At 38.5% G+C, this 25520-nt stretch carries 28 protein-coding genes and 3 tRNA genes; 21 read left to right on the plus strand and 10 right to left on the minus strand.

Features of this window, described 5'->3' with window-relative positions; all coding sequences use genetic code 11:
* The first annotated feature begins 189 nt into the window (after window positions 1-189).
* Window positions 190-609: a hotdog fold thioesterase gene (locus RDV53_RS02180; RefSeq protein ID WP_005696856.1), complete on the plus strand. Its 420-nt coding sequence runs from the start codon at window positions 190-192 to the stop codon at window positions 607-609.
* Complete coding sequence (gene hemH / locus RDV53_RS02185) at window positions 606-1577, plus strand: ferrochelatase (protein ID WP_005696857.1); 972 nt, start codon at window positions 606-608, stop codon at window positions 1575-1577. The genes RDV53_RS02180 and hemH overlap by 4 nt, the downstream gene beginning before the upstream one ends.
* Before the next feature lie 218 nt (window positions 1578-1795).
* On the opposite strand, the gene RDV53_RS02190 is transcribed toward hemH, so the two are convergent.
* Both RDV53_RS02190 and epmA read right to left on the minus strand, forming a co-directional pair.
* Window positions 1796-2881, minus strand: coding sequence for a porin (locus tag RDV53_RS02190; RefSeq protein WP_005696858.1), 1086 nt, complete (start codon window positions 2879-2881; stop codon window positions 1796-1798).
* A gap of 192 nt (window positions 2882-3073) precedes the next feature.
* Complete coding sequence (gene epmA / locus RDV53_RS02195) at window positions 3074-4057, minus strand: elongation factor P--(R)-beta-lysine ligase (RefSeq protein ID WP_032822609.1); 984 nt, start codon at window positions 4055-4057, stop codon at window positions 3074-3076.
* Between the two features lie 279 nt (window positions 4058-4336).
* Here epmA and frdA point away from each other — a divergent pair, with 279 nt between their 5' ends.
* From frdA to frdD, 4 genes are read left to right on the plus strand one after another with little or no spacing between them, the layout of a single operon-like run.
* Window positions 4337-6136: a fumarate reductase (quinol) flavoprotein subunit gene (gene frdA, locus RDV53_RS02200; RefSeq protein ID WP_032822607.1), complete on the plus strand. Its 1800-nt coding sequence runs from the start codon at window positions 4337-4339 to the stop codon at window positions 6134-6136.
* Window positions 6129-6899 (plus strand): succinate dehydrogenase/fumarate reductase iron-sulfur subunit, encoded by a 771-nt coding sequence (locus RDV53_RS02205; RefSeq protein WP_005696861.1) that lies wholly within the window; start codon window positions 6129-6131, stop codon window positions 6897-6899. The genes frdA and RDV53_RS02205 overlap by 8 nt, the downstream gene beginning before the upstream one ends.
* Before the next feature lie 10 nt (window positions 6900-6909).
* Window positions 6910-7320, plus strand: a complete 411-nt coding sequence (frdC, locus tag RDV53_RS02210; RefSeq protein WP_005696862.1) for a fumarate reductase subunit FrdC — start codon at window positions 6910-6912, stop codon at window positions 7318-7320.
* Between the two features lie 11 nt (window positions 7321-7331).
* A complete protein-coding gene (gene frdD, locus RDV53_RS02215) occupies window positions 7332-7676 on the plus strand; it encodes a fumarate reductase subunit FrdD (RefSeq protein ID WP_005696863.1) in 345 nt (114 codons plus the stop codon).
* A 149-nt stretch (window positions 7677-7825) separates the two neighbouring features.
* On the opposite strand, the gene rplI is transcribed toward frdD, so the two are convergent.
* The 5 genes from rplI to infA all read right to left on the minus strand — a co-directional run bounded on the left by rplI (window position 7826) and on the right by infA (window position 9639).
* On the minus strand, window positions 7826-8275 hold the full coding sequence (gene rplI / locus RDV53_RS02220; RefSeq protein ID WP_005696866.1) for a 50S ribosomal protein L9: 450 nt from the start codon (window positions 8273-8275) through the stop codon (window positions 7826-7828).
* Window positions 8276-8289: 14 nt separating this feature from the next.
* Window positions 8290-8520: a 30S ribosomal protein S18 gene (gene rpsR / locus RDV53_RS02225; protein WP_005696867.1), complete on the minus strand. Its 231-nt coding sequence runs from the start codon at window positions 8518-8520 to the stop codon at window positions 8290-8292.
* An 11-nt stretch (window positions 8521-8531) separates the two neighbouring features.
* Window positions 8532-8858 (minus strand): primosomal replication protein N, encoded by a 327-nt coding sequence (gene priB, locus RDV53_RS02230; protein WP_005627623.1) that lies wholly within the window; start codon window positions 8856-8858, stop codon window positions 8532-8534.
* The gene (gene rpsF / locus RDV53_RS02235; protein WP_005627620.1) at window positions 8845-9222 is read right to left on the minus strand and encodes a 30S ribosomal protein S6; all 378 of its coding nucleotides are present in this window, start codon (window positions 9220-9222) and stop codon (window positions 8845-8847) included. Before rpsF ends, priB begins: the two co-directional genes overlap by 14 nt.
* Before the next feature lie 198 nt (window positions 9223-9420).
* Window positions 9421-9639, minus strand: coding sequence for a translation initiation factor IF-1 (infA, locus tag RDV53_RS02240; protein WP_005627617.1), 219 nt, complete (start codon window positions 9637-9639; stop codon window positions 9421-9423).
* A 329-nt stretch (window positions 9640-9968) separates the two neighbouring features.
* Here infA and RDV53_RS02245 point away from each other — a divergent pair, with 329 nt between their 5' ends.
* The 5 genes from RDV53_RS02245 to RDV53_RS02265 are packed head-to-tail and all read left to right on the plus strand — an operon-like array spanning window position 9969 to window position 14652.
* On the plus strand, window positions 9969-10646 hold the full coding sequence (locus RDV53_RS02245; protein ID WP_005696868.1) for a glycosyltransferase family 25 protein: 678 nt from the start codon (window positions 9969-9971) through the stop codon (window positions 10644-10646).
* Entirely contained in the window at window positions 10639-11670 is a 1032-nt protein-coding gene (locus RDV53_RS02250; protein ID WP_005696869.1) for a glycosyltransferase family 9 protein, read from the plus strand. Before RDV53_RS02245 ends, RDV53_RS02250 begins: the two co-directional genes overlap by 8 nt.
* Before the next feature lie 43 nt (window positions 11671-11713).
* Window positions 11714-12577 carry a 16S rRNA (adenine(1518)-N(6)/adenine(1519)-N(6))-dimethyltransferase RsmA gene (rsmA, locus tag RDV53_RS02255; RefSeq protein WP_005696870.1) on the plus strand — a complete coding sequence of 288 codons (864 nt, stop codon included), beginning with the start codon at window positions 11714-11716 and terminating at the stop codon, window positions 12575-12577.
* A gap of 37 nt (window positions 12578-12614) precedes the next feature.
* Window positions 12615-13760 (plus strand): glycosyltransferase family 4 protein, encoded by a 1146-nt coding sequence (locus tag RDV53_RS02260; protein WP_005696871.1) that lies wholly within the window; start codon window positions 12615-12617, stop codon window positions 13758-13760.
* 1 nt (window position 13761) lies between these two features.
* Complete coding sequence (locus tag RDV53_RS02265; protein WP_005696872.1) at window positions 13762-14652, plus strand: glycosyltransferase family 8 protein; 891 nt, start codon at window positions 13762-13764, stop codon at window positions 14650-14652.
* Between the two features lie 123 nt (window positions 14653-14775).
* On the opposite strand, the gene RDV53_RS02270 is transcribed toward RDV53_RS02265, so the two are convergent.
* Window positions 14776-15624, minus strand: coding sequence for a glycosyltransferase family 25 protein (locus RDV53_RS02270; protein WP_005696873.1), 849 nt, complete (start codon window positions 15622-15624; stop codon window positions 14776-14778).
* 160 nt (window positions 15625-15784) lie between these two features.
* On the opposite strand from RDV53_RS02270, the gene apaH reads away from it, so the two are divergent.
* From apaH to RDV53_RS02285, 3 genes are all read left to right on the plus strand, one after another.
* Window positions 15785-16612 carry a bis(5'-nucleosyl)-tetraphosphatase (symmetrical) ApaH gene (gene apaH, locus RDV53_RS02275; protein WP_005696874.1) on the plus strand — a complete coding sequence of 276 codons (828 nt, stop codon included), beginning with the start codon at window positions 15785-15787 and terminating at the stop codon, window positions 16610-16612.
* A 9-nt stretch (window positions 16613-16621) separates the two neighbouring features.
* Window positions 16622-17245 (plus strand): glucose-6-phosphate 1-dehydrogenase family protein, encoded by a 624-nt coding sequence (locus tag RDV53_RS02280; protein WP_005696876.1) that lies wholly within the window; start codon window positions 16622-16624, stop codon window positions 17243-17245.
* A gap of 100 nt (window positions 17246-17345) precedes the next feature.
* Entirely contained in the window at window positions 17346-18680 is a 1335-nt protein-coding gene (locus RDV53_RS02285) for an NAD(P)/FAD-dependent oxidoreductase (protein WP_005696877.1), read from the plus strand.
* Window positions 18681-18727: 47 nt separating this feature from the next.
* Here the strand turns inward: RDV53_RS02285 and folD are convergent, their stop codons facing one another.
* The gene (gene folD / locus RDV53_RS02290; protein WP_005696878.1) at window positions 18728-19585 is read right to left on the minus strand and encodes a bifunctional methylenetetrahydrofolate dehydrogenase/methenyltetrahydrofolate cyclohydrolase FolD; all 858 of its coding nucleotides are present in this window, start codon (window positions 19583-19585) and stop codon (window positions 18728-18730) included.
* A 178-nt stretch (window positions 19586-19763) separates the two neighbouring features.
* Between folD and RDV53_RS02295 the strand changes: the two genes are divergently transcribed.
* Window positions 19764-19840, plus strand: a tRNA-Pro gene (locus tag RDV53_RS02295).
* Between the two features lie 52 nt (window positions 19841-19892).
* A tRNA-Arg gene (locus RDV53_RS02300) sits at window positions 19893-19969 on the plus strand.
* A 156-nt stretch (window positions 19970-20125) separates the two neighbouring features.
* Here the strand turns inward: RDV53_RS02300 and RDV53_RS02305 are convergent.
* Window positions 20126-20215 (minus strand) — tRNA-Ser (locus tag RDV53_RS02305).
* Between the two features lie 125 nt (window positions 20216-20340).
* Between RDV53_RS02305 and dauA the strand changes: the two genes are divergently transcribed.
* The 5 genes from dauA (at window position 20341) to dusC (ending at window position 25408) form a co-directional block, all read left to right on the plus strand.
* On the plus strand, window positions 20341-22083 hold the full coding sequence (gene dauA, locus RDV53_RS02310) for a C4-dicarboxylic acid transporter DauA (protein WP_005696879.1): 1743 nt from the start codon (window positions 20341-20343) through the stop codon (window positions 22081-22083).
* Window positions 22084-22144: 61 nt separating this feature from the next.
* Window positions 22145-22861, plus strand: a complete 717-nt coding sequence (gene rph, locus RDV53_RS02315) for a ribonuclease PH (protein WP_005696880.1) — start codon at window positions 22145-22147, stop codon at window positions 22859-22861.
* Between the two features lie 9 nt (window positions 22862-22870).
* The gene (pyrE, locus tag RDV53_RS02320; protein WP_005696881.1) at window positions 22871-23512 is read left to right on the plus strand and encodes an orotate phosphoribosyltransferase; all 642 of its coding nucleotides are present in this window, start codon (window positions 22871-22873) and stop codon (window positions 23510-23512) included.
* Window positions 23513-23618: 106 nt separating this feature from the next.
* The gene (djlA, locus tag RDV53_RS02325; RefSeq protein ID WP_005696882.1) at window positions 23619-24485 is read left to right on the plus strand and encodes a co-chaperone DjlA; all 867 of its coding nucleotides are present in this window, start codon (window positions 23619-23621) and stop codon (window positions 24483-24485) included.
* Window positions 24485-25408, plus strand: coding sequence for a tRNA dihydrouridine(16) synthase DusC (gene dusC / locus RDV53_RS02330; protein ID WP_005696883.1), 924 nt, complete (start codon window positions 24485-24487; stop codon window positions 25406-25408). Before djlA ends, dusC begins: the two co-directional genes overlap by 1 nt.
* Window positions 25409-25520 lie beyond the last annotated feature (112 nt).

The following is a 25520-nucleotide window of genomic DNA, read 5'->3' on the forward strand; positions in this document are numbered from 1 at the left end:
GCCTAAAACTAAAGAAGAAAGCTATAAATTGATTTAATTGGGATTGTCTATATGAAAAGAAAGATCCTCATTTTCAGCATAAATATCAACATACAAAGTAGATTTTCGTTATAATGCCAGCTTACCTCCAGCAAAAAACAAGCATAAATCATCTTAAAAACTAATCAGCTTACCAAAGGAAAAACCGATATGGCAATCTGGAAAAAAGCATTCACACTTAAGCAGCTCAATGAAATGGGAAAACATTGTGCCGTTGGGCATTTGGGGATTGAGATTTCGGCTTATGGAGAAAACTGGATTGAAGCAAAAATGCCCGTTGATCATCGCACTACTCAACCTTTTGGCTTATTACATGGTGGTGTGTCTGTTGCTTTGGCTGAAACTATTGGTTCATTAGCGGGATTTCTCTGTATAGAAGAAGGTCAATCTGCCTTAGGATTAGATATCAACGCCAATCACCTTCGCCCAGTAAAACAAGGCGTTGTGATCGCTAAGGCAATGCCTATCAGTTTAAGTAAAAATATCCACGTCTGGCAAATTGACATTCGTGATGAACAAGATAAACTCTGCTGCGTTTCTCGATTAACGCTTTCTATCAAACATTTATGACTATAACTCAAAAAATTGGCATCATTTTAGCAAACCTTGGTACGCCTGATGCCCCGCAACCCTCTGCGATCTCCCGTTATTTAGCGGCATTTTTAATGGATCCTCGCGTGGTGGATTTACCTCGTTGGAAATGGTATCCCCTTTTAAAAGCCATTATTTTACCGATGCGCTCTAAACGCATTGCACAAAATTATCAATCTATTTGGACAGAACAAGGCTCTCCCCTACTTGCGATTACAAAGCAACAACAAGCCGGTTTACAAGCTTATTTAAATGAAAAAGGCATCAATGCTCAGGTCGAAATAGCTATGACTTACGGCAATCCTTCGATGCAAAGTGCGGTCAAAAATTTACTTAAAAATGACGTAGAACGCATGATTGTGTTGCCACTTTATCCGCAATATTCCAGCACAACAACAGGCGCATTAATCGATGCGTTCAATCGTGCCATTGCGCAAGAACGTAATATTGTGCCTTTTGAGTTTATTCATTCCTATCATCTTAATGAAAACTACATCAATGCCTTAGTGGATTCAATCAAAGTGCGGTTAAAACCAGATGAGTTTTTGCTTTTCTCTTATCACGGCATTCCGCTGCGTTATGAGAATATGGGTGATTATTATCGTCAGCACTGTAAACAAACCACGATTGCGATTGTGGATAAACTTGGCTTAACAGAAAACCAATGGAATATGACATTCCAATCTCGCTTTGGGCGTGAAGAATGGTTACAACCTTATACCGATCACTTTTTAGAGGAAGCGGCTTCTCAAGGCATTCAGAAAATAGCTGTGATCTGCCCGGGCTTTTCGGTGGATTGCTTAGAAACCTTAGAAGAAATAGAGGTTGAAAATAAAGAAACATTCTTAAATCATGGTGGTGTGTCTTATCACTACATCCCTGCATTAAATGCAGAAAAAGCACATATTGAAATGATGGGAGAACTGATTTTGGATAAGTTGAAGTAGTTAATCTCCCCCTAGCCCCCTCTTTGCGAAAGAGGGGGGGGTATTTTATTGGCAAATAAATGCTTTCCGTTCTTAGCTCTCTCAAATACTCCCTAAAATATTAAAAGTAACTCATAAAAAAGCCCCTCTTTTGTAAAGAGGGTTTGGGGAGATTTAAAAAGATAAATAAAAAGGCGAACCTTTCGATTCGCCTTTTAAGATTTCTTTCTAATCAAAGATTAGAAGTATACACGCATACCTACACCAATAGCTTTGTCTTTTTGTTTGCTATCTGCTACATAAGTACCATTATTGTAATCTTTAGTTACTACGTATTTACCTTCAAGGAAAAGAACAACTTGTTTATGAAGCTTATAATCAACACCTAACAAGAAACCATGGGTTTTAGATTTCTCAGAACCTTGTTTCTCTTGTTCGTATTTATAGTTACCATAAACTTTACTTTTATCTGCAATTACTGGAACTATAAAGCCTGGAGATACAAAGTAACGTTTTACATCATTAACACCTTGATTATGTCTTTCTCTAGCATAACCACCATCTACAGAAACAATGAAATCATTAAATACATAACCTAAACTAGCTAGCAAACCATCTTGATGTTTTTTGGTCGCTGCAGTTGATGAAAGATCTGTTTTATAAGTAGTACGTCCATAACCGAACTTAGCGATAATACCATTTACATCATCCCATTTACCGTTATAGATAGCACCAACTTGGTAACCATTAGAAATTGCGCCAACTTTAACTTCATTATCGCCAGCTTTTCCTAAGTTACGACTATCTGCAAATTGATAACTTGCGCCTAATTGAAGATCTTTTACACCACGGTAGTCGTAGCGGATAGCTGAATTAGCAGCAGTTGGAATATAATCACCTTTATTTAGGATGCCGTATTCATAATCTTCCGCTGTACTTAAGTCATCAGCAATCAATAATTGACGACCAAAAGTCAATTCACCATATTGTTTATTACCTAAACCTGCATAAGCACGTTTCACGTAAACATCACCAAAACCATCTTGAGAAGATTTTTTACCGTCGAAACGAAGCTCAAAACGACCTAGTGCATAGAAATCATCACCTAAATCATGTGTTACTTTTACCGCAACACGAGAACCGGCATTTCTTAAGCCAGAGTGAGTGTGGCTATTGTTATAGCCTTCGTTATTAGCTTTTTCTAAAACTAAACGAAGAGAACCATTAAAATCAACTTTAGTACCTTCGTTATCATAAACTACTGCTGCGTTTGCTGCTGAAGCGGCAACTGCAGAAACGATTAATGCTGCTAGTGTCTTTTTCATAATTGTTATTCCTTTTGGTTGTTACCGATGATTTTTGATTGAAGCAATTTTTCATAAAAAGTTCAATCTCCGAAATAGACGTCGCAAATATTACAAAATAAACCTATAGTGTCAATGGAGGATCCAGACCAATGTTCTAAAATCCGATCGAGATCACATTTTTTGAACAAAAAAGGATATTTTTTGAGCAAACTAAGCGCATTCCACCGAAAATGAAATCACCTCTTTAATGCTTTTAGCGCCTAATGCAATCATAATTAAACGATCAACACCTAAAGCAACGCCTGACGTATTCGGAATACCCGCTTGTAATGCAGCAAGAAAACGATGATCAATTTCACGTTGTGGCAAACCAGCTCTTGCACGTAGGCGATTATCTTGCTCAAAACGATGTTGTTGTTCACGAGCATCTGTAAGCTCATGAAAACCGTTGGCTAGCTCTAATCCTTTATAATAGAACTCAAAGCGTTCTGCTACTCGGCTATCTTCAGGACTAAGTTGCGCAAGTGCCGCTTGGGAAGAAGGGAAATGATAAACGGCAACCGGCGTCTCTTGACCAATTTTAGGTTCTACCACTTCACTGAATAGAAATTGTAATAAAGTATCACGATCTTCATCTTCATCTGCCATAAAGTTATGTTTACGTGCCACTTCCACCAATTCTTGACGAGTGGCTGATAATGGATCTAATCCTACATACTCTTGGAAGACAAATTGATAACTTAAGGTTTCTGCAGGTTTGCAATCGAGGATCTGTTGTAATAAATCATCCACTTCATTCATCAGACGGTACATATCAAAGTGCGGTCGATACCATTCGAGCATAGTAAATTCCGGATTATGGCGATTGCCCGCTTCTTCATTACGGAATACTTTACCAATTTGAAAGATCGGTCCACTGCCTGCCGCCAGTAAACGCTTCATGTGATATTCCGGACTTGTGGAAAGCCAGAGCGTTTTCGACAGTTCATCAAAAGGGGCTACAAATTCTGTATTAAAGGTGGAAAGGTGCAGATCCGTTACGCCAAATTCACTTAAAACAGGGGTTTCCACTTCTAATAATCCACGTTCAGTAAAAAACTGGCGGATATCCGCAATGATTTTGGCACGCGCCAATAAGTTTTTAATTGATGCGGAAGGTTGCCATTCTATTTTTTTATCGCTAAGTGCGGTCATTTTTTTCTCCGTTTTCACCTTTAAAATGAATTAGGCTATTGTAAACAAGAGTAATTTTTAACTCAATAATCCGACTAAATCATTCTTAAACGAAAACGGTTATCATCTAAAAATATATAAAAAAGTAACTTTTTTGAGTTAGATCACACTTTTGATATTTTATCCGTTTATTCGGGAAAAAAGGTTACTAATTTGTGAACAAAAGTGGCAGAATGACAACATATCCCCTATTTATTTAGGGCGTTTTATTTTTTTACTTTCTATTGATTGGAGGATATCGTGCAAACGGTTAATGTCGATATTGCTATTGTTGGCGCTGGTGGTGGCGGTTTACGTGCCGCAATTGCAGCAGCAGAAGCAAACCCTAACTTAAAGATCGCATTAGTTTCTAAGGTTTATCCTATGCGTAGCCATACGGTTGCAGCAGAAGGTGGTGCGGCCGCAGTAATTAAAGAGGAAGATTCCTACGATAAACACTTCCACGATACCGTTGCCGGTGGTGACTGGTTATGTGAACAAGATGTGGTGGAATACTTCGTTGAACATTCTCCAGTGGAAATGACTCAGCTTGAACGTTGGGGCTGCCCTTGGAGCCGTAAAGCAGATGGCGATGTAAACGTGCGTCGTTTCGGTGGGATGAAAATCGAACGTACTTGGTTCGCAGCAGATAAAACCGGTTTCCACTTATTACATACTCTTTTCCAAACATCCATTCAATATCCACAAATTCAACGCTTTGACGAGCACTTCGTTTTAGACATCTTAGTTGATGATGGTCATGCTCGTGGTATGGTTGCGATGAATATGATGGAAGGTACACTTGTTCAAATCAACGCAAATGCTGTTGTGATTGCAACTGGCGGTGGCTGTCGTGCATTTAAATTTAACACCAACGGCGGTATCGTAACCGGTGATGGTTTATCAATGGCATATCGTCATGGTGTTCCACTTCGTGATATGGAATTCGTCCAATACCACCCAACTGGTTTACCAAATACCGGTATCTTAATGACTGAAGGTTGTCGTGGTGAAGGCGGTATCTTAGTGAATAAAAACGGCTACCGTTATTTACAAGATTATGGTCTAGGCCCTGAAACCCCAATCGGCAAACCTGAAAACAAATATATGGAACTTGGTCCACGTGATAAAGTTTCACAAGCATTCTGGCAAGAATGGAAAAAAGGCAACACCTTAAAAACAGCAAAAGGTGTCGATGTGGTTCACCTTGACTTACGTCACTTAGGTGAAAAATATTTACATGAGCGTCTTCCATTCATTTGTGAATTAGCCAGTGCTTATGAAGGTGTAAACCCAGTTAATGAACCAATCCCAGTTCGCCCGGTTGTTCACTACACCATGGGTGGTATTGAAGTGGATTACAACAGCGAAACTCGCATTAAAGGTTTATTTGCTGTGGGTGAATGTGCATCTTCTGGTTTACATGGTGCAAACCGTTTAGGTTCTAACTCGCTTGCAGAATTAGTGGTTTTAGGCCGTGTTGCAGGTGAATATGCCGCACAACGTGCAGCAGAAGCTCAATCTACAAATCGTGCTGCAGTTGATGCACAAGCGCAAGATGTTGTCGCTCGCCTTAAAGCGCTTTATGACCAAGAAGGTAATGAATCTTGGTCTGAAATTCGTGACGAAATGGGTACCGTAATGGAAGAAGGTTGTGGTATCTACCGTGACCAAGAAAGCATGCAAAAAGCAGTAGATAAAATTGCTGAGCTTAAAGAACGTTATAAACGTATTCGTGTTGCAGACCGTTCAAGCGTATTCAATACCGATGTGCTTTACACTGTAGAATTAGGTTACATCCTTGATGTGGCACAATCTATTGCCAACTCTGCAATTGAACGTAAAGAGTCTCGTGGTGCACACCAACGCTTAGACTATACTGAACGTGATGATGTGAATTATTTAAAACACACCCTTGCTTACTACAATGGCGATGATGCACCGCGTATTGAATACAGCCCGGTGAAAATCACTAAATCTCAACCAGCAAAACGTGTTTATGGTGCTGAAGCAGAAGCGGCAGAAGCGGCTGCGAAAGCTAAGGAGCAAGCAAATGGCTAATTCACCAGTAATGACTGTAGAAGTATTACGCTACAACCCAGAAAATGATCAAGAGCCACATTTAAGCTCTTATCAAGTACCTTATGATAACCAAACTTCTCTTTTAGATGCGTTAGGTTACATTAAAGATAAACTTGAACCGTCTCTTTCTTATCGCTGGTCTTGCCGTATGGCGATCTGCGGTTCTTGTGGGATGATGGTGAATAACAAACCTAAATTGGCTTGTAAAACATTCTTACGTGATTACAGCGGCCATATGCGTATTGAACCATTAGCAAACTTCCCTATTGAACGCGACTTAGTGGTTGATTTAAGCCACTTTATCGAAAGTTTAGAGGCTATTAAACCTTATATTATTGGTAACGAAGCACCAGCATTAGATGGTAAACCACATCCATCAAAAGAATTGCAAGTAAGCCGTACTAAACAAACCCCGGCACAACTTGAAAAATATCGTCAATTCTCAATGTGTATCAACTGTGGTTTATGCTATGCGGCGTGTCCACAATTTGGTTTAAACCCTGAATTCTTAGGTCCTGCAGCAATTACAATGGCACACCGTTACAACCTTGATAACCGTGACCATGGTAAAGCACAACGTATGCCATTATTAAATGGTAAAAACGGTGTTTGGAGCTGTACTTTCGTAGGTTATTGTTCTGAAGTGTGTCCAAAACACGTGGATCCTGCTTCTGCAATCAACCAAGGCAAAGTGGAAAGTGCCAAAGATTATGTTATCTCAATGCTAAAACCAAAAGGCTAAGGGGAAGAATATGTCAGTAACAGTAAGTAAACGCAAAAAATATGTTCGCCCAATGACGGCTACTTGGTGGCAAAAATTGGATTTCTACAAAGCTTATATGGTACGTGAAGCAACTTCTATCTTTGCTGTATGGTTCTGTATCGTATTGCTTTATGGTGTACTTTGCCTTGCAAGCAATCCTGTACCAGGCTTAGGTATTGTTGATTTCATTGGCTTCTTAAGAAATCCAATTGTGGTGTTCTTAAATATCATCACATTAATTGCGACCTTATATCACACTGCAACTTATTTCGTGATGACACCAAAAGTGATGAACATCATTGTTAAAAATGAACGTTTACCACATCACGTGTTAAGAAATGCACTTTGGGCAGTGACAGCTGTGATTAGTGTTATCGCATTAATTTTAGTTTATATGTAGGGAGAGAAAAAATGGTCGATCAAAATCCAAAACGCTCTGGTGAACCACCAGTATGGTTGATGTTTGGTGCTGGCGGAACTGTCAGCGCGATTTTCTTCCCTGTTGTGATCTTAATCCTTGGTTTATTATTACCATTCGGATTAATTGATCCACATAACCTAATTACATTCGCTTATTCTTGGATCGGAAAATTAGTTATCTTAGTTTTAACCATTTTCCCAATGTGGTGTGGTTTACACCGTATCCATCATGCGATGCACGATCTTAAAATCCACGTGCCAGCAGGCGGATTTATCTTTTACGGCTTAGCCATGATTTACACAATCTGGGTATTATTTGCTGTATTAGGTTTGTAATTTAAAAACACTAAAGTGAAGAAATAAAAGTGCGGTCAAAAATGACCGCACTTTTTTATTCTCGAAGAATAACCCAAATATTTTCTTAATCCAGAAAAACAAAAAACCCGACATTACGTCGGGTTTTCTTTTATCAAAAACTTTGATAATTATTCTGCAACAACGATAACATCTAATGTTGCAAATACTTCGCCGTGAAGTTGGAAACGAACATCGTGGTCACCAAGAGTACGGATTGGACCGTTTGGTAAACGAACTTCGCTTTTCGCAATTTCAACACCAGCTGCAGTTACTGCTTCTGCTACATCACGAGTAGTGATTGCGCCGAATAAACGACCTTCATCACCAGCTTTAGATGCGATAGTTACAGAACCTAATGCAGTCACTTGTGCTGCGCGAGCTTGAGCTGCTGCAAGACTTGCTGCTGCCGCTGCTTCTAACTCTGCACGACGTGTTTCAAAGTGTTCAATGTTAGCTTTAGTTGCCATAACTGCTTTACCTTGTGGGATTAAGAAGTTACGAGCGAAACCAGATTTAACATTAACTTGATCACCTACGTTACCTAGGTGAACGATTTTATCTAAAAGAATTACTTGCATTTCCTAACTCCTTCTTAATTGTGATGAGAATCAGAGTAAGGTAATAACGCTAAATAACGAGCGCGTTTGATTGCGCGTGCTAATTGGCGTTGGTACTTCGCACGAGTACCGGTAATGCGGCTTGGTACAATTTTGCCGCTTTCAGAAATGTAGTTCTTTAATGTAGCGATATCTTTGTAATCGATTTCAACAACATTTTCCGCTGTGAAACGGCAGAACTTACGACGACGGAAATAACGTGCCATTTGGCTGTCTCCTAATCTATAAATTCGATTTGCTCGGCATGCAATACTAACTGCGTTAAACCATTTGAGGTTTTATGTGAAGTAATAAACCCCACCACAAGAAGTTTACTGCCGACCGTAATGCTTTGAGTTTTTTCTATTAACTGATTGCCACTGACTTGAACTGGCATCTTTAACCACGCTTGGCGTGATAAGCCACTTTCAACTTGTTCGGAACGATGTTCCAGCCAAAATTGGCAATGCGCAATCCCGTTAGGGCTTTTGCTTCGCTTGGGTAATTGACACACTGTGCCGATTAACGAGAAGCGATTATCAAGTTTTGAATTACTCTTCAGCATCCTCAAAATCGTTGTTTTCAACTTCAGCTAAAGGTTTACGTTCTTCTTTAGCCGCTTTCATTGGGGACGCTTCGGTTACGGCGTGCTTAGTATGGATAACAAGACTGCGTAATACAGCATCGTTATAACGGAAAGTCGTTTCTAGCTCGTCGATGACTTGTTGAGGCGCTTCTACATTCATAAGCACATAGTGTGCTTTGTGTAATTTATTAATTGGGTACGCTAATTGACGACGACCCCAATCTTCTAGGCGATGAACTTGACCACCAGCTTCTTTAACAGAACCTGTGTAACGTTCGATCATACCTGGTACTTGCTCGCTTTGGTCCGGATGAACCATAAACACGATTTCGTAGTGACGCATTACTGCTCCTTACGGGTTAATCAGCCTTTGACGTAGATTAGCCACCAATCTGCAAAGGCAAGGAACGAAAAAATGAACGTGGCTAAGGGCGCTGATTATACAGATTTTTTTCCAGACTTCAAATAATTCAAATAATTTGTACGCTTTTCAAACAAAAAAAGCCGATATCAACATATCGGCTTTTCTTTTATTTCTAAATTAACGGCTACGGAAAATGATACGACCTTTGCTCAAGTCATAAGGTGTCATTTCTACAGTTACTTTATCACCCGTTAAGATACGAATATAGTTTTTACGCATTTTGCCAGAAATATGTGCAGTCACTACGTGACCATTTTCTAACTCAACGCGGAACATGGTATTTGGTAAGGTTTCCAAAATTGTGCCTTGCATTTCAATGCAATCTTCTTTTGCCATTTTATCCTCTAAAATTATGATATTTTTGACCGCACTTTTTTGCGGCTATAAATGAAAAACGGGCGAATTATAGCCGTTTTTAATGTTAGACGAAAGATTAAAATGGTATTTTGTTTAAATGCACATTATTTTTTTAATAATTCGATTATAATGTTCCACTAAAGTCGATTAGATAAAGAATTTAATTTAGCATACGAGGCCAAGATGTAGCCTTATGCGGTATTACCTTTCTCAAGGTGGCACCCTATCTACTAAAAAGCTAAAGCAAACTTTACTATAATGTTCGTTAATCTGTATGTAAAACAATAACTTCAACCCAAGGGTTATTTATGGCTATACCTAAAATAATTGTAATTAGTTTAAAACATTCAACAAGAAGAGAAAATATTGCTAAGCGCCTTTCTGGTTTGGGGTTAGACTTTAGTTTTTTTGATGCGACAGATGGGAAAAAACTGCCCGCTTCCGTATTAGAATCTGTCGATTATGATTTCTATCCGAAACACTATTTATCACCTAAGCCCTTAACGCTCGGTGAAATTGGCTGTGCAATAAGTCATATTAAAGTTTATGAGTACATGGTAGAAAACAATATTAAAAGTGCCATTATTCTTGAAGACGATGCGATCGTTTCACAGCACTTTAAGGAAATTGTTGAAGATACGCTCAATAAAATTAATAAAAATCATGAGTTGATCTTTTTTGATCACGGAAAAGTTAAATCCCATTTCTTTAAGAAACGGATTGTGGAAGGATATAGACTTGCACATTACAAGGCACCTTCAAAAAATTCAAGAAGATGCATTATCTATGCAACCGCTTATTTAATTACACTATCAGGTGCTAAAAAATTACTTAATTACGCTTATCCAATAAGACTGCCTGCAGATTATCTAACGGGATTAATCCAAAAAACACGCGTTGATACCTATGGTATTGAACCTCCATGTATATTTAGAGGATTAAACAGTGACTCAGAAATAGACAAAATTGAGCATCGATATGAATAAGCTAAAAGCCCTAAGGTTAAAAGTGGGGAAATGGATACTTGATAAATCCTCAAGATCCAACAATCCCCAAAGTTTAGAACATCCTAAGAGTTTCTTATTTTTGCGACAAGATGGGAAAATTGGCGACTATATCGTGAGTTCTTTTGTTTTTCGGGAAATAAAGAAATTTAACCCCTTGATAAAGATTGGTGTCATCTGCACGAAACAAAACGCTTATCTGTTTCAAAGAAACCATAACATTGATGAGATTTATCTTGTAAAGAAAAGAAACATTCTCGACTACATCAAGACGGCACTGTTTATTAGAAAAGAAAGATACGATGTTGTCATTGATCCAACCCTTGTACTTAGAAACCGAGACTTGTTGCTATTGAGAATACTCAATGCCCGTAGTTATATCGGCTATAGAAAAGCAGATTATAATATTTTTAATATAAATATTACTAAAGACGGCCATTTTTCAGAAATTTACAAAGAAGCTTTAGCTCAGTCAAATATCAGTCTAAGTGATGATCGCTATGACATTCCACAAGATGACTTAATTAAAGAAGAAATTCTTAAGTTTATTACGGACAACAAGTTAAATAACTTTATTACAATTAACTTCTATGGAAATGGCAAAAATAGAAAGTTTGATGACTCTCACATTGTAGATTATTTAACATATATTAGAGACTCGAATAAACATCAGCTAATCTTACTTGCAACACCTGATACTTATGAGCATTTAAGTAGAATCGCTAATCAATTTAATGATGTATTTGTTTATCCAAATCCTCACACAACGATCTATCATACAATTGAGTTGATTAGAAATTGTGCTCTGCTTATTTCGGTTGATACATCAACGATTCATATTGCTTCGGGGTTAAATAAACCTATGATTTGTTTTTACTCACAAGACAAAGAAAATTTTACGCATTGGCATCCTAATTCTAAGAATGCATGCCATATTCTTCATTACCACAATAATGTTAATGAGATCTCCCCGAAAGAAATAAAACCAGAATGGCTAGATATTTAAAAAGATACCTGCCACAAACTTTATCATTTATTAGATTATTTTTATGAATTCAAAAAAACACTTAGGTCATACCGCCCGTAAACGCTTCGGACAAAACTTTTTACATGATACCTCCGTCATTCAAGGGATCGTGTCGGCAATTCACCCACAACCCAATCAATTCTTAGTAGAAATTGGCCCAGGGCTTGGTGCATTAACGGAGCCTGTTGGAGAGCTTGTCGATCATCTTACGGTGGTCGAGCTTGACCGAGATCTTGCCGAACGTTTACGTCATCATCCATTTTTACATCAAAGACTGACCGTTATTGAAACAGATGCGATGCAATTTGATTTTGGTGAGCTTTATACAAAAGAAAATTTAGCAGAAAAAGGCCAGAAATTACGTGTTTTTGGTAACTTACCTTACAACATCTCCACGCCATTAATGTTCCACTTGTTTAAGTATCACGATGTGATTCAAGACATGCACTTCATGCTACAAAAAGAAGTGGTAAAACGCTTATGCGCAGGCCCAAATAGCAAAGCTTACGGGCGTTTAACCATTATGGCGCAATATTTCTGCCAAGTGATGCCTGTACTTGAAGTGCCACCTTCAGCCTTCAAACCTGCACCGAAAGTAGATTCAGCTGTTGTTCGTTTAATTCCGCATAAAGAATTGCCACACCCAGTGAAAGATTTATATTGGTTGAATCGTGTTTGCTCCCAAGCGTTTAATCAACGTCGTAAAACACTGCGTAATGCGCTTTCAACATTATTTTCAGCCGAAGATCTGACCGCACTTGGTATTGATTTAAATGCACGCGCAGAAAATTTGGCTATCGCAGATTATGCGCGCTTAGCAAACTGGTTGGCGGATAATCCACCCGAAAATGATGAAAATAATCTTTTTGAATCAACTGAGCTATAAATTTCCCAGTACATATTAATTAACTTAAGGATTCATAATGAAAAAAATAAAAGTTGGTTTGATTATAGATGAGTTTTTTGGCGGTGCTGGAACTGCTTATGGTGGATATGGGTTTCTGGCTCGCCGGCTTATTGCTAAGTATATTCCCAATGATCTGATTCAGATTGATGTATTATTGGGCCGTAGCAATAAAAATCGTTATTTTGCAGAAAAAATAAAAGTTGATGATGTTTACGTTTATAAGCTCCCTAAAAGAAAACTATTTTCTAAACTGTGGCTTAAAAAGCAAAATTACGATATTTACCTCTCGATTGAATTAACTTACGATTGGGTTCTAAAACATGAGTTAGATATAAATAAGAAACTTATTCTGTGGATTCAAGATCCAAGACCAGCTTACGAGTGGGATGAAATTAATACAGTTAAACTTTTTCCTGAAACATCTTATTATAATCAAGATATTTATGATCTTGTTCATTCTATGTATAAACAAAATCGAGTGAAATTTATTTCACAAGGGTATTTTTTAAATAGAAAGGCAAAAGATCTTTATTCTCTAGATAATGATGTTAGTATCCAATATTTACCTAATCCGATAGAAATAGATAATAAATTTGATTTTGATAAACATAATAAGAAAAATAATATCATTTTTCTTGGCCGTATTGAATCAGTAAAAAGAGGTTGGCTTTTCTGTGAAATTGCATCAAAGTTACCTGAATATCAATTTTATGTGTTAGGTCAAACCTTTCGGGAGTCTGATAAAAACACTAAAATTATAAATAAATATTTAAATATTAATAATTTACATTTTGTTGGGCATGTTGATGGTATAGAAAAAAATAATTTTATTCGAGATGCAAAAATCTTAGTGAACACATCAATTCATGAAGCACTCCCAATTTCTTTTTTAGAAGCACTTTCTTATGGAACCGTTCTTGTTAGTAACAGAAATCCTGAGGATTTAACCTCTAAATTTGGCATCCATATTGGTGATGTATTAGGAGATGGTTTTGACAAAGTTGAGCTTTATGTAGAAGCAATTCAAAAACTCATGAAAAATGATTCTATAAGAGAGGAAAAGGCTAAAGCTGGAATGGCTTATGTCAAAAATATTCATAATATAGCTGACTTCAAAACAAACCTTAGAAAGGTAATAATCGATACAGTTAAGGAAGACTAATATGAATGTCGCGTTTTCATCTGATAATAACTATGCACCATATTTAGCCGTTAGCATATTAAGTATATTAAAAAATAATTCGAAATCTGAAATTTGTTTCTATATTTTGGATTTTGGTATTGATAATAACAATAAAGAAATTATAGAAAATATCGTTTGCAATCATGGAAAAAGTATCAAATTCATAGGCGTGGATAAAGATGAGTTTGCTAACTTTCCTATTACGATAAATTATATTTCTTTAGCAACCTATGCCAGATTAAATATAACTCAATATATCCCTGATGTAGATAAGTTACTTTATATTGATGTTGATACGCTAACAAATGGCTCATTAGATGATTTATGGAATACTGATATCGAACAGTATTCACTTGCCGCATGTAAGGATTTCTTTATTGAAATTGAGCAAGCAGATTACAAGACTAAAATTGGCTTAGAAAATCATCATTATTTTAATGCTGGTGTGCTTCTTATCAATATGCGAAGATGGCAAGAACTGAATGTTCTAGAGGTGAGTCTGACCTGGCTAAATAAATATAAGGATGTTATAAAGTATCAAGATCAGGATATCTTAAATGGTATTTTCAAAGACGATGTTAAATTTATAAATACAAGATTTAACTTCACGCCATCTGAATCTGGCTATATAAAATATCGAAAAGAACGAGAAATTCAATTTCCTGCAGTTATTTACCATTATCCAGGACCTGATAAGTTTTGGTCTAGTCGAAGTTCTCACTTAAAAGCTAATTTAGGGTATTCACTATTTAAGGAAGTTAGCAATAATTATCCTGGTTTTAAGGCTGATTTTGATGTTGTTGACTTTAGAACAAAAGTAAGAAGGCTCATTAGAGAAATTAAGTATAAATTTGTCTATCACATCTTTTAATTTTCTAAAATAACAACCCACTTCATTGATATTTAGCGTCTCATCACTTTGACTTTACGTGTCAATTGTTTTTACGAATAGGCTTAAGAGATTAAGCCTATACAACGTATTTCATCAGCTTATCTACATAAAACGAACAATTTCTTTACCTTGCATTTCTTTCAGGTGTTGTTGTTCTTTCCATTTTTCTTTATTTAGCGCTCGTATAATATTTTCTTTTATCCGAGTTAAACGCTGTTTCAATGTTTTCTTGGTGTGCACTGCCGTATTTTTTTTACGCTCTTGCTGCAAATCACTTACCAATAAGCTATTCTCCTGATTTAATTGCAATTCTTGAACACAAATAGCAGGATTAAGTTGATATACTTGATAGGCACCAACATTAATCTGTTCATTAAACATGATCTCATCAATTGCTTTGACTTCCTCTATGGCGAGTTTTTCAAATAGATTTATGAGGTACTTCGCTGCCCCATTCGAAATAATATAACCTGCTGTACCAAAGTGTTTTGATTTTAAAATATCTATGTTTCGTTCTTGGAAAGGTAAAATTTGTTGCTGTTTTTCCAGCTGAACAGGCATTAAAAATGTTTCTAAACGCAAAACAAAAATCTCTTGAAAATTGAACCGCACTTTTAGCCATTCATCATTCGCAAGAAATTTTTCTGCATTCTCACCAAGCAGAATATCATCCTCAAAAATAGAAATATAAGCTAAATTATCGTCAACACACTTTTTCCATAGCATAAAGTGGCTCATCAAACATCCCTTCTCTCCTGCCGTGAGCTTTGATGTAGCTTCAACATTTGGAAGATAACGCTGTAAATGAACATCAAGTCGATCAGAAGGTGTGAATGCATCAAAAAATTCAAATGGAATTTTTTTCTGACCGAATTGATCGATAATGTGATTTCGACGTTTATCTGCCGTTGAAATACTAATCACTACATTTTTATGTTTAACAGAATACATAGAAAAATATCATATTTGCCTTAAATTGCAGGCTATCTTACTATTTTAAGATCGTGAAATGAATAGTATCCTCACAAAAAATCTGTGCTAGAATTTATGACAAATCTTTAGCATAAAGACTGCCAAAACCTGATAACCATAACCGGAGCATTATAGAAAAATGGCAACCTATTTCGTCGGTGATTTACAAGGCTGTTATGATGAATTACAGCTTTTATTAGAACGGGTAGATTTCAATCCTACGCAAGATAAACTCTATCTTGTGGGAGATCTTGTGGCGCGTGGAGATAAATCACTTGAATGTCTTCGTTTTGTAAAATCACTTGGCAATGCAGCACAAACCGTACTCGGCAATCATGAATTACATTTAATTGCGACCGCACTGGGGATTAAAAAAGTAAAACCTCGTGATCTTGTCGATGCCATTTTTAATGCACCCGATTTTGATGAACTGATTCATTGGTTACGTCATCAGCCGTTACTTGTCCATAATGATGAATTAAACTTCCTGATGGCGCATGCAGGCATTTCGCCTGATTGGGATTTGGAAACTGCGAAATCTTGTGCGGCTGAAGTTGAACAGATTTTACAGCACGGCGATTTTCATTATCTCATTGAAAATATGTATTCTGAACAGCCTGATCGCTGGTCGCCAGATTTGCAGGGCTTAGATCGCTATCGTTATATTATTAACGCTTTTACCCGAATGCGTTTTTGTTATTTGGACCATCGCTTTGATTTTGCCTGTAAATCCCCTTTAAAAGATGCACCAGCGGAGCTCACGCCTTGGTTTAATTTAGATAATCCACTTTATAAACAAATTCCAATTGTCTTTGGGCATTGGGCAAGTTTAGTGGATGAGCCCACTCCGCCAGGTATCTATGCCTTGGATACAGGATGTGTGTGGAATAATCGAATGACCCTATTGCGTTGGGAAGACAAACAGCTCTTCACGCAAAGCGCGGTCAAAAATTACAGTGATTTTTAAGGAAACACTATGCTCTCGCTTACAGCTGAATCTTGCGAATTGTTCAATATTCCTTTCTATCAATTCGCCCAGATGAAGAAATTCTGCCCAGAAGATATTCCGGCAATTAAAGCAGATTACAAATTACATTGGGATAACTGGAAAGCGATTATTCAAGAAGTCTCAAAGCAGCTTGGCACACCTTTTGCGAAACCACATATTGAAAGCTGGACCAATGGCTGGCAAGTACGCGCGCATTTCTTCGCTTATTTTAAATATGAGTTCAACCAAAATTCTGCAGCAATCTTTTCTGTGCTATTAAATCGTCGCCGACTAAGAGTGTGTTTAGATTGGCATTGCTATCGTGCAGATCGCTCGCAAATTAATGTTCAGCAATATAATCAGTGGCTTGATCAATTTGATTTCAAACAATTTGCTGATTTTGATATTTGGCGAGAAGATGAAAGCGAATATGATGATTTTCGCCAAGTGAAAAGTATTTCTGAAAAGGATCTGCTCTTACGTTCAGATGAAGATTTTTGGTGCATTGGAAAAAGCATTGAAAAAGCTGAACTTCATCAAATCGATCCCGTTTCATTTATCACACAAACCATTCAACAATTACAACCGCTTTACGATCGCTGCCATCAATAAAGTGCGGTCATTTCCATTAAATTTTTTCGTCTTGTTTATTTGTTATGCTATCATTACATTAGTTTAACATTTTTAACAATTTTGCTTTTAGGAGTACTTTATGAAAAACGTCGTGATCGTTGGCGGGGGCGCCGGCGGCATAGAGTTAGCGACATTTTTAGGCGACAAATTAGGTCGCAAAAAACAAGCTAAAGTGACGCTTGTGGATCGCAATGCAACCCATTTATGGAAACCATTATTACATGAAATTGCCACAGGTGTAATGGATGATGGCACAGATTCTCTGAGCTATCGTGCACACGGGAAAAACCACCATTTTAGCTTTGAACAAGGTTCGATCACGCGCATCAATCGTGAGCAAAAATATGTTGAACTTGCCCCTGTCTATGGGCAAGAAGGTGATATGCTCGTGGTTGCGCGTCGTATTCCTTATGATTACTTAGTAATTGCGATTGGCAGTAAATCGAACGATTTCAATACAAAAGGTGTCGCTGATAACTGCATTTTCTTAGACAGTTCTGATCAAGCACTTCGCTTCCAACAAAGAATGTTGGAATTATTCCTTAAATTCTCTGAAAACCGCGCGTTAGATGATATCGGAGAAGAAGAATTTAAACAGAAGTTAGTGGATGAAAACAAAGTCAATATTGCGATTGTTGGCGGAGGTGCTACTGGCGTGGAATTAACTGCTGAGCTTTATCATGCGACTGAAGACTTGTCTTCTTACGGTTACGGTAAAATTGATAATTCCTGCTTACAAGTCACTTTAGTTGAAGCGGGTCCTCGATTACTGCCTGCTCTACCCGAAAATTTATCTGCAGCGGTATTAGATGAATTGCAAGAAATGGGGGCTAACGTGAAATTAAATACGATGATCACAGAAGCCCAGCCAAACACGCTTATCACCAAAGATGGCGAAGAAATCAAAGCTGATCTGATTGTTTGGGCGGCGGGTGTTCGCACCTCAACGGTGACACAGCAATTCGATGGATTAGAGCTTAATCGCATCAATCAATTAGTGGTAAAAGATACCCTTCAAACTACGGTGGATGACAGTATTTTCGCGATTGGTGACTGTGCAGCATTAATGCAACCAAACGGTAAATTAGTTCCGCCAAGAGCGCAAGCTGCACATCAAATGGCAAAAGCTTGTGCGAAAAATATCTTTGCACTTTTTGAGCAAAAACCATTAAAAGCATTCAAATACAACGATAAAGGAACCTTGGTATCTCTTTCAAGCTTTACCGCATTGGGTAGCATTTCAAATAAATTTGGGAAAAACCCACTAACTGTTCAAGGTAAATTTGCGCAGTTTGCGTATGTGTCTTTATATCGTATGCATCAACATGCTTTGCATGGATGTATTAAGATTGGCTTAATTATTTTAGTGGATAAACTTAACCACTATTTAAAACCAAGATTGAAATTACATTAATGCAAAAAGTGCGGTCAAATCAAATTTAACCGCACTTTTTTCATTTCTTAAACTAATTGATTGTTATGCTCATAGGCATAAAGTGTATTAAACATCAGCATGGCAACCGTCATTGGCCCTACTCCACCCGGTACTGGTGTAATATAAGCTGCTTTTTGTATCGCTACATCATATTCCACATCGCCCACTAATTTGCCATTGATACGGTTAATCCCCACATCAATGACTGTTGCCCCTTCTTTAATCCAATCGCCCGGAATAAAACGAGGTTTACCCACAGCTACCACTAAAACATCCGCCTGACGAATATGATGTTCTAAATCTTTGGTGAAACGGTGAGTCACCGTAACCGTTGCACCAGCCAACAATAATTCGAGTGACATCGGGCGCCCTACAATATTAGATGCACCAACGATCACTGCATGTTTACCATGTAAATCAATACCTGTGGTTTCCAATAATTTCATTACGCCATAAGGGGTGCAAGCGCGTAAGGTTGGAATACGCTGACATAAACGCCCAACATTATAAGGATGAAAACCATCCACGTCTTTTTCAGGACTAATTCGCTCAATAACTAATGAACTATTAATCTGCTCTGGTAATGGAAGCTGAACCAAAATACCATCAATGGTTTCATCAGCATTTAAAATATCAATCAGTTGAAGTAATTCAGCCTCCGTGGTTGTTTCAGGCAAATCATAGGATCTTGATATCATCCCAATCTCTTCACAACTTTTACGTTTACTGCCCACATAAACTTGAGAAGCTGGATCTGCCCCCACCAAAATTACTGCGAGCCCGGGTGCTCGTTTGCCTTGAGCACGATAATATACGATTTTACTGGCAACATCTGATTTAATTTTTTTTGATAGTTCAGTACCTGAAATAATTTGAGCAGTCATGCGTTTTTTCCTCAAGATGGCATTAAGTAAACGTTTGCTATTTTAACTGACAATGTCTTATATTACAAAGACAACAAAAGTGCGGTTGAAAAACTGGAATAATTTTGAGCAATTGAAAGAGGAATCTAAAAAATTAATTGACTGAAAAGAAAAGCTCACTATAATTGTGCTCAATCGTCGGCGAGTAGCGCAGCTTGGTAGCGCAACTGGTTTGGGACCAGTGGGTCGTAGGTTCAAATCCTATCTCGCCGACCACTTCTTTTATATTTCCCTCGAAATTCCATACAAAAGATGTAACCCTTAAAATGCGCCCTTAGCTCAGCTGGATAGAGCAACGCCCTTCTAAGGCGTGGGTCAAAGGTTCGAATCCTTTAGGGCGTGCCATTACTCATTTTAGTCTGTCATTATTTTTCTAATTGCTTTTATAGCGAAAATAATCAATTCAACACATATTTTGTACAAAAAAATTAGCGTAAATTCTAGATCTCAAAATGATTAGTTTAAAAGACAGTTTTAAATTCAGAAAAGAAAACATTTGAATGGCGGTGAGAGGGGGATTCGAACCCCCGATGCACTTTCGCACATACACGCTTTCCAGGCGTGCTCCTTCAACCACTCGGACATCTCACCGTTTTGAAGTGCGTGAAATATAAAGATTTATCCAAGATTAGTCAAGTTTTTTGAGCTAGAACATAAAAAATCCTTTTCCTTTTAGCTAAAATATAAACTTATCTCTTTTCTATCGTCGTATTTTTATGCAAATCAAATCACTCTTTTCTAAAAATGTGTTTTTGGCCGTAAAACCATTTAGCGCATTGAAAGAATCTTTCCGTGAAGGTTACGGAAAACAAAAATTGATTAAAGATGTTATCGCGGGTCTCACCGTGGGCGTCATTGCGATTCCACTTTCGATGGCTTTAGCCATTGCTAGCGGTGTGCCACCACAACACGGTCTTTATACCGCTATCGTAGCGGGGATCGTAATTGCGTTAACCGGTGGATCGCGTTTTAATATTTCAGGTCCAACCGCCGCATTTGTCGTGATTTTATATCCCGTCACCCAACAATTTGGGCTCAGCGGGTTACTTATGGCAACGCTACTTTCGGGAATTATTTTAGTCATCATGGCGTTGTCTCGATTGGGACGACTAATTGAGTACATTCCTCTCCCCGTTACACTTGGCTTTACCTGCGGGATTGGGATCACCATCGGCACCTTGCAAATCAAAGATTTTTTAGGTTTAGACATTGCCCAGATGCCACCTCACTATATTGAAAAAGTGCAAGCTATTTTGACCGCACTTCCGACGATTAACTGGGCAGACACTGCGGTTGGCGTGATCACCTTATTTGTACTAACCCAATGGCATAAACTTCGTTTACCCGTGCCGGGCCATTTACCTGCGGTCATTATTGGGACACTCATGGCATTAGCCTTAGGACAATTTGGCTTCTCGGTTGAAACCATTGGTACAGCATTCCAATATACCTTATCTGACGGTACAACAGGACATGGTATCCCTAATGTCTTGCCTGAATTTGCCTTACCTTGGAATATTCCTAATGCACAAGGTGAAGTTATCAATTGGAATTTTGATCGCATACAAGATATCTTGCCTGCCGCCTTTTCAATGGCTGTATTAGGCGCGATTGAATCGCTACTTTGTGCGGTCATCTTAGATAATATGACGGATACCAAACATCATTCCAATAATGAATTACTCGCCCAAGGTTTAGGTAATATTATTTCACCATTCTTAGGCGGCATTACGGCAACTGCAGCAATTGCACGTTCTGCAGCCAACGTTAAATCTGGAGCAGTATCGCCAATAGCCAGCGTCATTCATGCACTCTTGGTTTTATTCTCGCTATTATTCTTTGCGAATGCCCTGTCTTATTTGCCACTCTCTTCTATGGCTGCATTGCTATTAATGGTAGCTTGGCATATGGCAAATGTACCTGAAATTATTCGTTTGGCGCGTCGCTCCACAAAAAACGAAATTGCTGTGTTGTTCACTTGCTTAATTCTCACTGTGTTATTTGATATGGTAATTGCCATCTCTGTCGGCGTATTATTAGCGAGTCTCTTATTTATCCGCACCATTGCAGAAATGACAAAAGCGATTGAACAACCTGCACCAGAAGATTTAAATGATGTATTAGCTTATCGTATCAGCGGTCCACTATTCTTTGCTGCGGCGGATAAACTCTTTGCGGATTTGCATGATAAAACCGTCCATACGGATCACGAGATCAAACATATCGTGTTGCAATGCGATGCCGTGACTGTGCTGGATACCGGCGGTATTCATGCACTCACCCATTTTGTACAGCATATGTTGCCACATCAACAAATCTACTTGTGCAATATGCAATTCCAACCACTCAGAATGTTAGTAAAATCTAACTCTGTGCCTGAATTGCAAAAAATTAACTATGGTACAGATTTACAAGATGTGTTTAACAAAATTCGTGAGTTTGAACAAGCAAATCCATAAAACACTAAAAAGCGTGCTAAAATAAGCACGCTTTTTTATCAATAAAATAAAGGAATTCAGAATGCGTCCAAATAATCGTGAAAATCATCAGCCTCGTCCAATTAAAATCACCCGTAATTACACGAAACATGCTGAAGGCTCAGTATTAGTGGAATTTGGTGATACTAAAGTTTTATGTACGGCGAGTGTTGATGAAAGCGTACCGCGTTTCTTAAAAGGACAAAATCAAGGTTGGGTGACAGCAGAATATGGCATGTTACCTCGCTCTACACATAGCCGTATGCAACGTGAAGCAGCAAAAGGCAAACAAGGTGGACGCACCATGGAAATTCAACGTTTAATCGCGCGTTCACTACGTGCTATGGTTGACTTAGAAGCCCTTGGCGAACGCTCTATTACCTTAGACTGCGACGTGATTCAAGCGGATGGTGGCACGAGAACTGCGTCTATCACTGGTGCTGCAGTGGCACTATGTGATGCTATCAACGGTTTAATCGCGAACGGCACATTAAAAACCAATCCAATCAAAGGTCTGGTTGCGGCGATTTCGGTTGGAATTGTTGAAGGTGAAGCCGTGTGTGATTTGGAATATGTGGAAGATTCAGCCGCTGAAACAGACATGAACGTTGTGATGATGGAAGATGGCCGCATGATCGAAGTGCAAGGCACTGCAGAAGGTGAACCGTTCAGCCACGAAGAATTACTTACCTTATTAGGCTTAGCCAAACAAGGCTGCGAACAAATCTTCGCTGCACAACGTGAAGCATTAGGTTTATAGGAACAAAAAATGGAAAGCTACAAAATCGAATTTATTAAATTCGCCTTGAGCCGAAACGTGCTTAAATTTGGTGAGTTTGCACTAAAATCAGGTCGAAAAAGTCCTTACTTTTTTAATGCAGGATTATTCAGCACTGGCGCAGATCTTGCTCGCTTAGGTGAATTCTATGCGAAGGCAATTCAGTCAAGTGCGGTCGATTTTGATGTTATTTTTGGACCTGCCTACAAAGGCATTCCAATTGCGACGAGCGTTTCCATTGCACTATTCAATCAATTTAACCGTGATACGCCTGTTTGCTTTAACCGCAAAGAAGCCAAAGATCACGGTGAAGGCGGTAATTTGATCGGCAGCCCATTAACCGGCAATGTGTTATTAGTTGATGATGTCATCACTGCTGGCACGGCTATTCGTGAATCCATGGCACTTCTTGAAGCCAATCACGCGAAATTAGCCGCTGTCTTTATTGCATTAAATCGTCAGGAAAAAGGCAAAGAGGAACTTTCTGCCATCCAAGAAGTAGAACGCGACTATCAGTGCCAAGTGCTTTCCATTATTGATTTGGATGATTTAATGCAATTCATTGAAAAAGAACCCGATTATCAGCAATATTTACCTGCGATGCGGGCTTATCGTGAAAGTTATGGTGTGTAATTCATCACTTGAAAAATAAGAATAAAGCCATATTAATGTAAGGGCAGACATTTGCGTCTGCCCATTATTGTCAAAAGACCTTTTGACCGCACTTTAGGGGAAGAGAATGTATTTTTTTGGAAAGATTATCGGCGTTTTTCTCGGTTTTAAATGGGGGGGCTTTTTCGGCGCCATCGCTGGACTGATTTTAGGCTCTATCGCAGATAAAAAACTTTATGAGCTTGGTTCAGTTAACTCTAGCTTTTTTAAGAAAAAAACGACTCGACAAGCGCTCTTTATGCAAACTACTTTTGCGGTACTTGGACATTTAAGTAAATCCAAAGGTCGTGTGACAGAAGAAGATATTCAATTGGCAAATCAGTTGATGAATCAGATGCAATTAGATGAGAGCCATCGCAAACTCGCTCAAGAGGCCTTTCGTCGCGGTAAAGAAGCCGATTTCCCTTTACGCCAGGTGATTCGCGAATTCCGTATTGGATGTGGACAACGTGCTGACTTGCTGAGAATGTTTTTACACGTGCAAGTGCAGGCTGCCTTTGCTGATTCTCAATTACATGAGTCAGAAAAAGAAGTGCTTTATGTGGTAGCCGAAGAACTCGGTCTTTCCCGTATGCAGTTTGAGCAAATGCTGGCAATGGAAATTGCGGCTCGCCAATTTACCCAAGGTGGCTTCTATCGCCAATACCAACAAGGTGGTTATCAACAGCAAGGTGGCTACCAATACCAACAACAGGGCGGATACCAACAATCTTCAGGCCCAACATTAAGTGATGCTTATAAAGTATTGGGCGTAAGTGAAAGCGATGATCGCAATGCCGTAAAACGTGCATATCGTCGTTTAATGAATGAACATCACCCAGATAAATTAGTTGCGAAAGGCTTACCGCCAGAAATGATGGAAATGGCTAAAGAAAAAGCTCAACAAATCCAAGCCGCTTACGATTTAATTTGTAAAGAGAAAGGCTGGAAATAGTGCGTGTTATCCTCGCCCCCATGCAAGGAGTGCTTGATCCTTTCGTTCGCCAGCTTTTAACCGAAGTGAATGAATATGATCTCTGCATCACCGAGTTTGTTCGCGTGGTGGATCAACTCTTACCCGAAAAAGTCTTTTATCGTCTTTGCCCTGAACTCAAAAATCAGGGCTTTACCCCTTCTAAAACACCTGTTCGTGTCCAACTTTTAGGTCAACATCCAAACTGTCTTGCTGAAAATGCTAATCGCGCCATTGAGCTTGGCTCACATGGTATTGATTTAAATTGTGGCTGTCCATCCAAAACCGTTAATGGGAGCAACGGAGGAGCAGCACTTCTCAAACAACCTGAATTAATTTATCAAGCGACTCTAGCCTTGCGACAAACCGTACCTAGTCATTTACCTGTCAGTGTGAAAGTAAGATTAGGTTGGGATTGTACTTCTCAAGCGTTTGAAATTGCTGATGCCGTACAACAAGGTGGCGCCACTGAAATCACTATTCACGGTCGAACTAAAGCCGATGGCTATCGTGCCGATCGCATCAATTGGGAAAAAATCGGTGAAGTGAGATCTCGCTTGACGATCCCAGTGATTGCTAATGGTGAAATTTGGCGTTGGGAAGATGGTCAAGCATGTTTGAAAGCGACAGGTTGCGAAGATCTAATGGTCGGGCGTGGTGCATTAAATATCCCAAACTTAAGCCTTGTACTCAAACAAAATTGCGAAAAAATGCCTTGGGTGGATATTCAAAAAATCTTGCAAAAATATGCGGAAATGGAAAATTTCCATGATTCCGGTTTTTATCATGTTGCCCGGATCAAACAATGGCTACGCTATCTTAATAAAGAATATCCTGAAGCAGATATCGTTTTTGAACGAATTAAAACCAGCAAAACTGCAGAAGATCTTAGAGAAAGACTCTAGCAGAGCTAAAAAAGTGCGGTCAAAATAGACGGCTTTTTTAGCATTACCCCCACTCGTACGATGAGTGCTTACACTCAAACAAAACTTGACCAAAATCAAAAAGCTATCATAC

The sequence above is a fragment of the Haemophilus parainfluenzae ATCC 33392 genome (assembly GCF_031191205.1).
Lineage (GTDB): Bacteria > Pseudomonadota > Gammaproteobacteria > Enterobacterales > Pasteurellaceae > Haemophilus_D > Haemophilus_D parainfluenzae.

What these genes read in the sequence shown, in the direction of transcription:
- RDV53_RS02180 (WP_005696856.1), top strand. Translation starts at nt 190, where the DNA reads ATGGCAATCTGGAAAAAAGCATTCACACTTAAGCAGCTCAATGAAATG.
- hemH (WP_005696857.1), top strand. Translation starts at nt 606, where the DNA reads ATGACTATAACTCAAAAAATTGGCATCATTTTAGCAAACCTTGGTACG.
- RDV53_RS02190 (WP_005696858.1), bottom strand. Translation starts at nt 2,881, where the DNA reads ATGAAAAAGACACTAGCAGCATTAATCGTTTCTGCAGTTGCCGCTTCA.
- epmA (WP_032822609.1), bottom strand. Translation starts at nt 4,057, where the DNA reads ATGACCGCACTTAGCGATAAAAAAATAGAATGGCAACCTTCCGCATCA.
- RDV53_RS02205 (WP_005696861.1), top strand. Translation starts at nt 6,129, where the DNA reads ATGGCTAATTCACCAGTAATGACTGTAGAAGTATTACGCTACAACCCA.
- frdC (WP_005696862.1), top strand. Translation starts at nt 6,910, where the DNA reads ATGTCAGTAACAGTAAGTAAACGCAAAAAATATGTTCGCCCAATGACG.
- frdD (WP_005696863.1), top strand. Translation starts at nt 7,332, where the DNA reads ATGGTCGATCAAAATCCAAAACGCTCTGGTGAACCACCAGTATGGTTG.
- rplI (WP_005696866.1), bottom strand. Translation starts at nt 8,275, where the DNA reads ATGCAAGTAATTCTTTTAGATAAAATCGTTCACCTAGGTAACGTAGGT.
- rpsR (WP_005696867.1), bottom strand. Translation starts at nt 8,520, where the DNA reads ATGGCACGTTATTTCCGTCGTCGTAAGTTCTGCCGTTTCACAGCGGAA.
- priB (WP_005627623.1), bottom strand. Translation starts at nt 8,858, where the DNA reads ATGCTGAAGAGTAATTCAAAACTTGATAATCGCTTCTCGTTAATCGGC.
- rpsF (WP_005627620.1), bottom strand. Translation starts at nt 9,222, where the DNA reads ATGCGTCACTACGAAATCGTGTTTATGGTTCATCCGGACCAAAGCGAG.
- infA (WP_005627617.1), bottom strand. Translation starts at nt 9,639, where the DNA reads ATGGCAAAAGAAGATTGCATTGAAATGCAAGGCACAATTTTGGAAACC.
- RDV53_RS02245 (WP_005696868.1), top strand. Translation starts at nt 9,969, where the DNA reads ATGGCTATACCTAAAATAATTGTAATTAGTTTAAAACATTCAACAAGA.
- RDV53_RS02250 (WP_005696869.1), top strand. Translation starts at nt 10,639, where the DNA reads ATGAATAAGCTAAAAGCCCTAAGGTTAAAAGTGGGGAAATGGATACTT.
- rsmA (WP_005696870.1), top strand. Translation starts at nt 11,714, where the DNA reads ATGAATTCAAAAAAACACTTAGGTCATACCGCCCGTAAACGCTTCGGA.
- RDV53_RS02260 (WP_005696871.1), top strand. Translation starts at nt 12,615, where the DNA reads ATGAAAAAAATAAAAGTTGGTTTGATTATAGATGAGTTTTTTGGCGGT.
- RDV53_RS02265 (WP_005696872.1), top strand. Translation starts at nt 13,762, where the DNA reads ATGAATGTCGCGTTTTCATCTGATAATAACTATGCACCATATTTAGCC.
- RDV53_RS02270 (WP_005696873.1), bottom strand. Translation starts at nt 15,624, where the DNA reads ATGTATTCTGTTAAACATAAAAATGTAGTGATTAGTATTTCAACGGCA.
- apaH (WP_005696874.1), top strand. Translation starts at nt 15,785, where the DNA reads ATGGCAACCTATTTCGTCGGTGATTTACAAGGCTGTTATGATGAATTA.
- RDV53_RS02280 (WP_005696876.1), top strand. Translation starts at nt 16,622, where the DNA reads ATGCTCTCGCTTACAGCTGAATCTTGCGAATTGTTCAATATTCCTTTC.
- RDV53_RS02285 (WP_005696877.1), top strand. Translation starts at nt 17,346, where the DNA reads ATGAAAAACGTCGTGATCGTTGGCGGGGGCGCCGGCGGCATAGAGTTA.
- folD (WP_005696878.1), bottom strand. Translation starts at nt 19,585, where the DNA reads ATGACTGCTCAAATTATTTCAGGTACTGAACTATCAAAAAAAATTAAA.
- dauA (WP_005696879.1), top strand. Translation starts at nt 20,341, where the DNA reads ATGCAAATCAAATCACTCTTTTCTAAAAATGTGTTTTTGGCCGTAAAA.
- rph (WP_005696880.1), top strand. Translation starts at nt 22,145, where the DNA reads ATGCGTCCAAATAATCGTGAAAATCATCAGCCTCGTCCAATTAAAATC.
- pyrE (WP_005696881.1), top strand. Translation starts at nt 22,871, where the DNA reads ATGGAAAGCTACAAAATCGAATTTATTAAATTCGCCTTGAGCCGAAAC.
- djlA (WP_005696882.1), top strand. Translation starts at nt 23,619, where the DNA reads ATGTATTTTTTTGGAAAGATTATCGGCGTTTTTCTCGGTTTTAAATGG.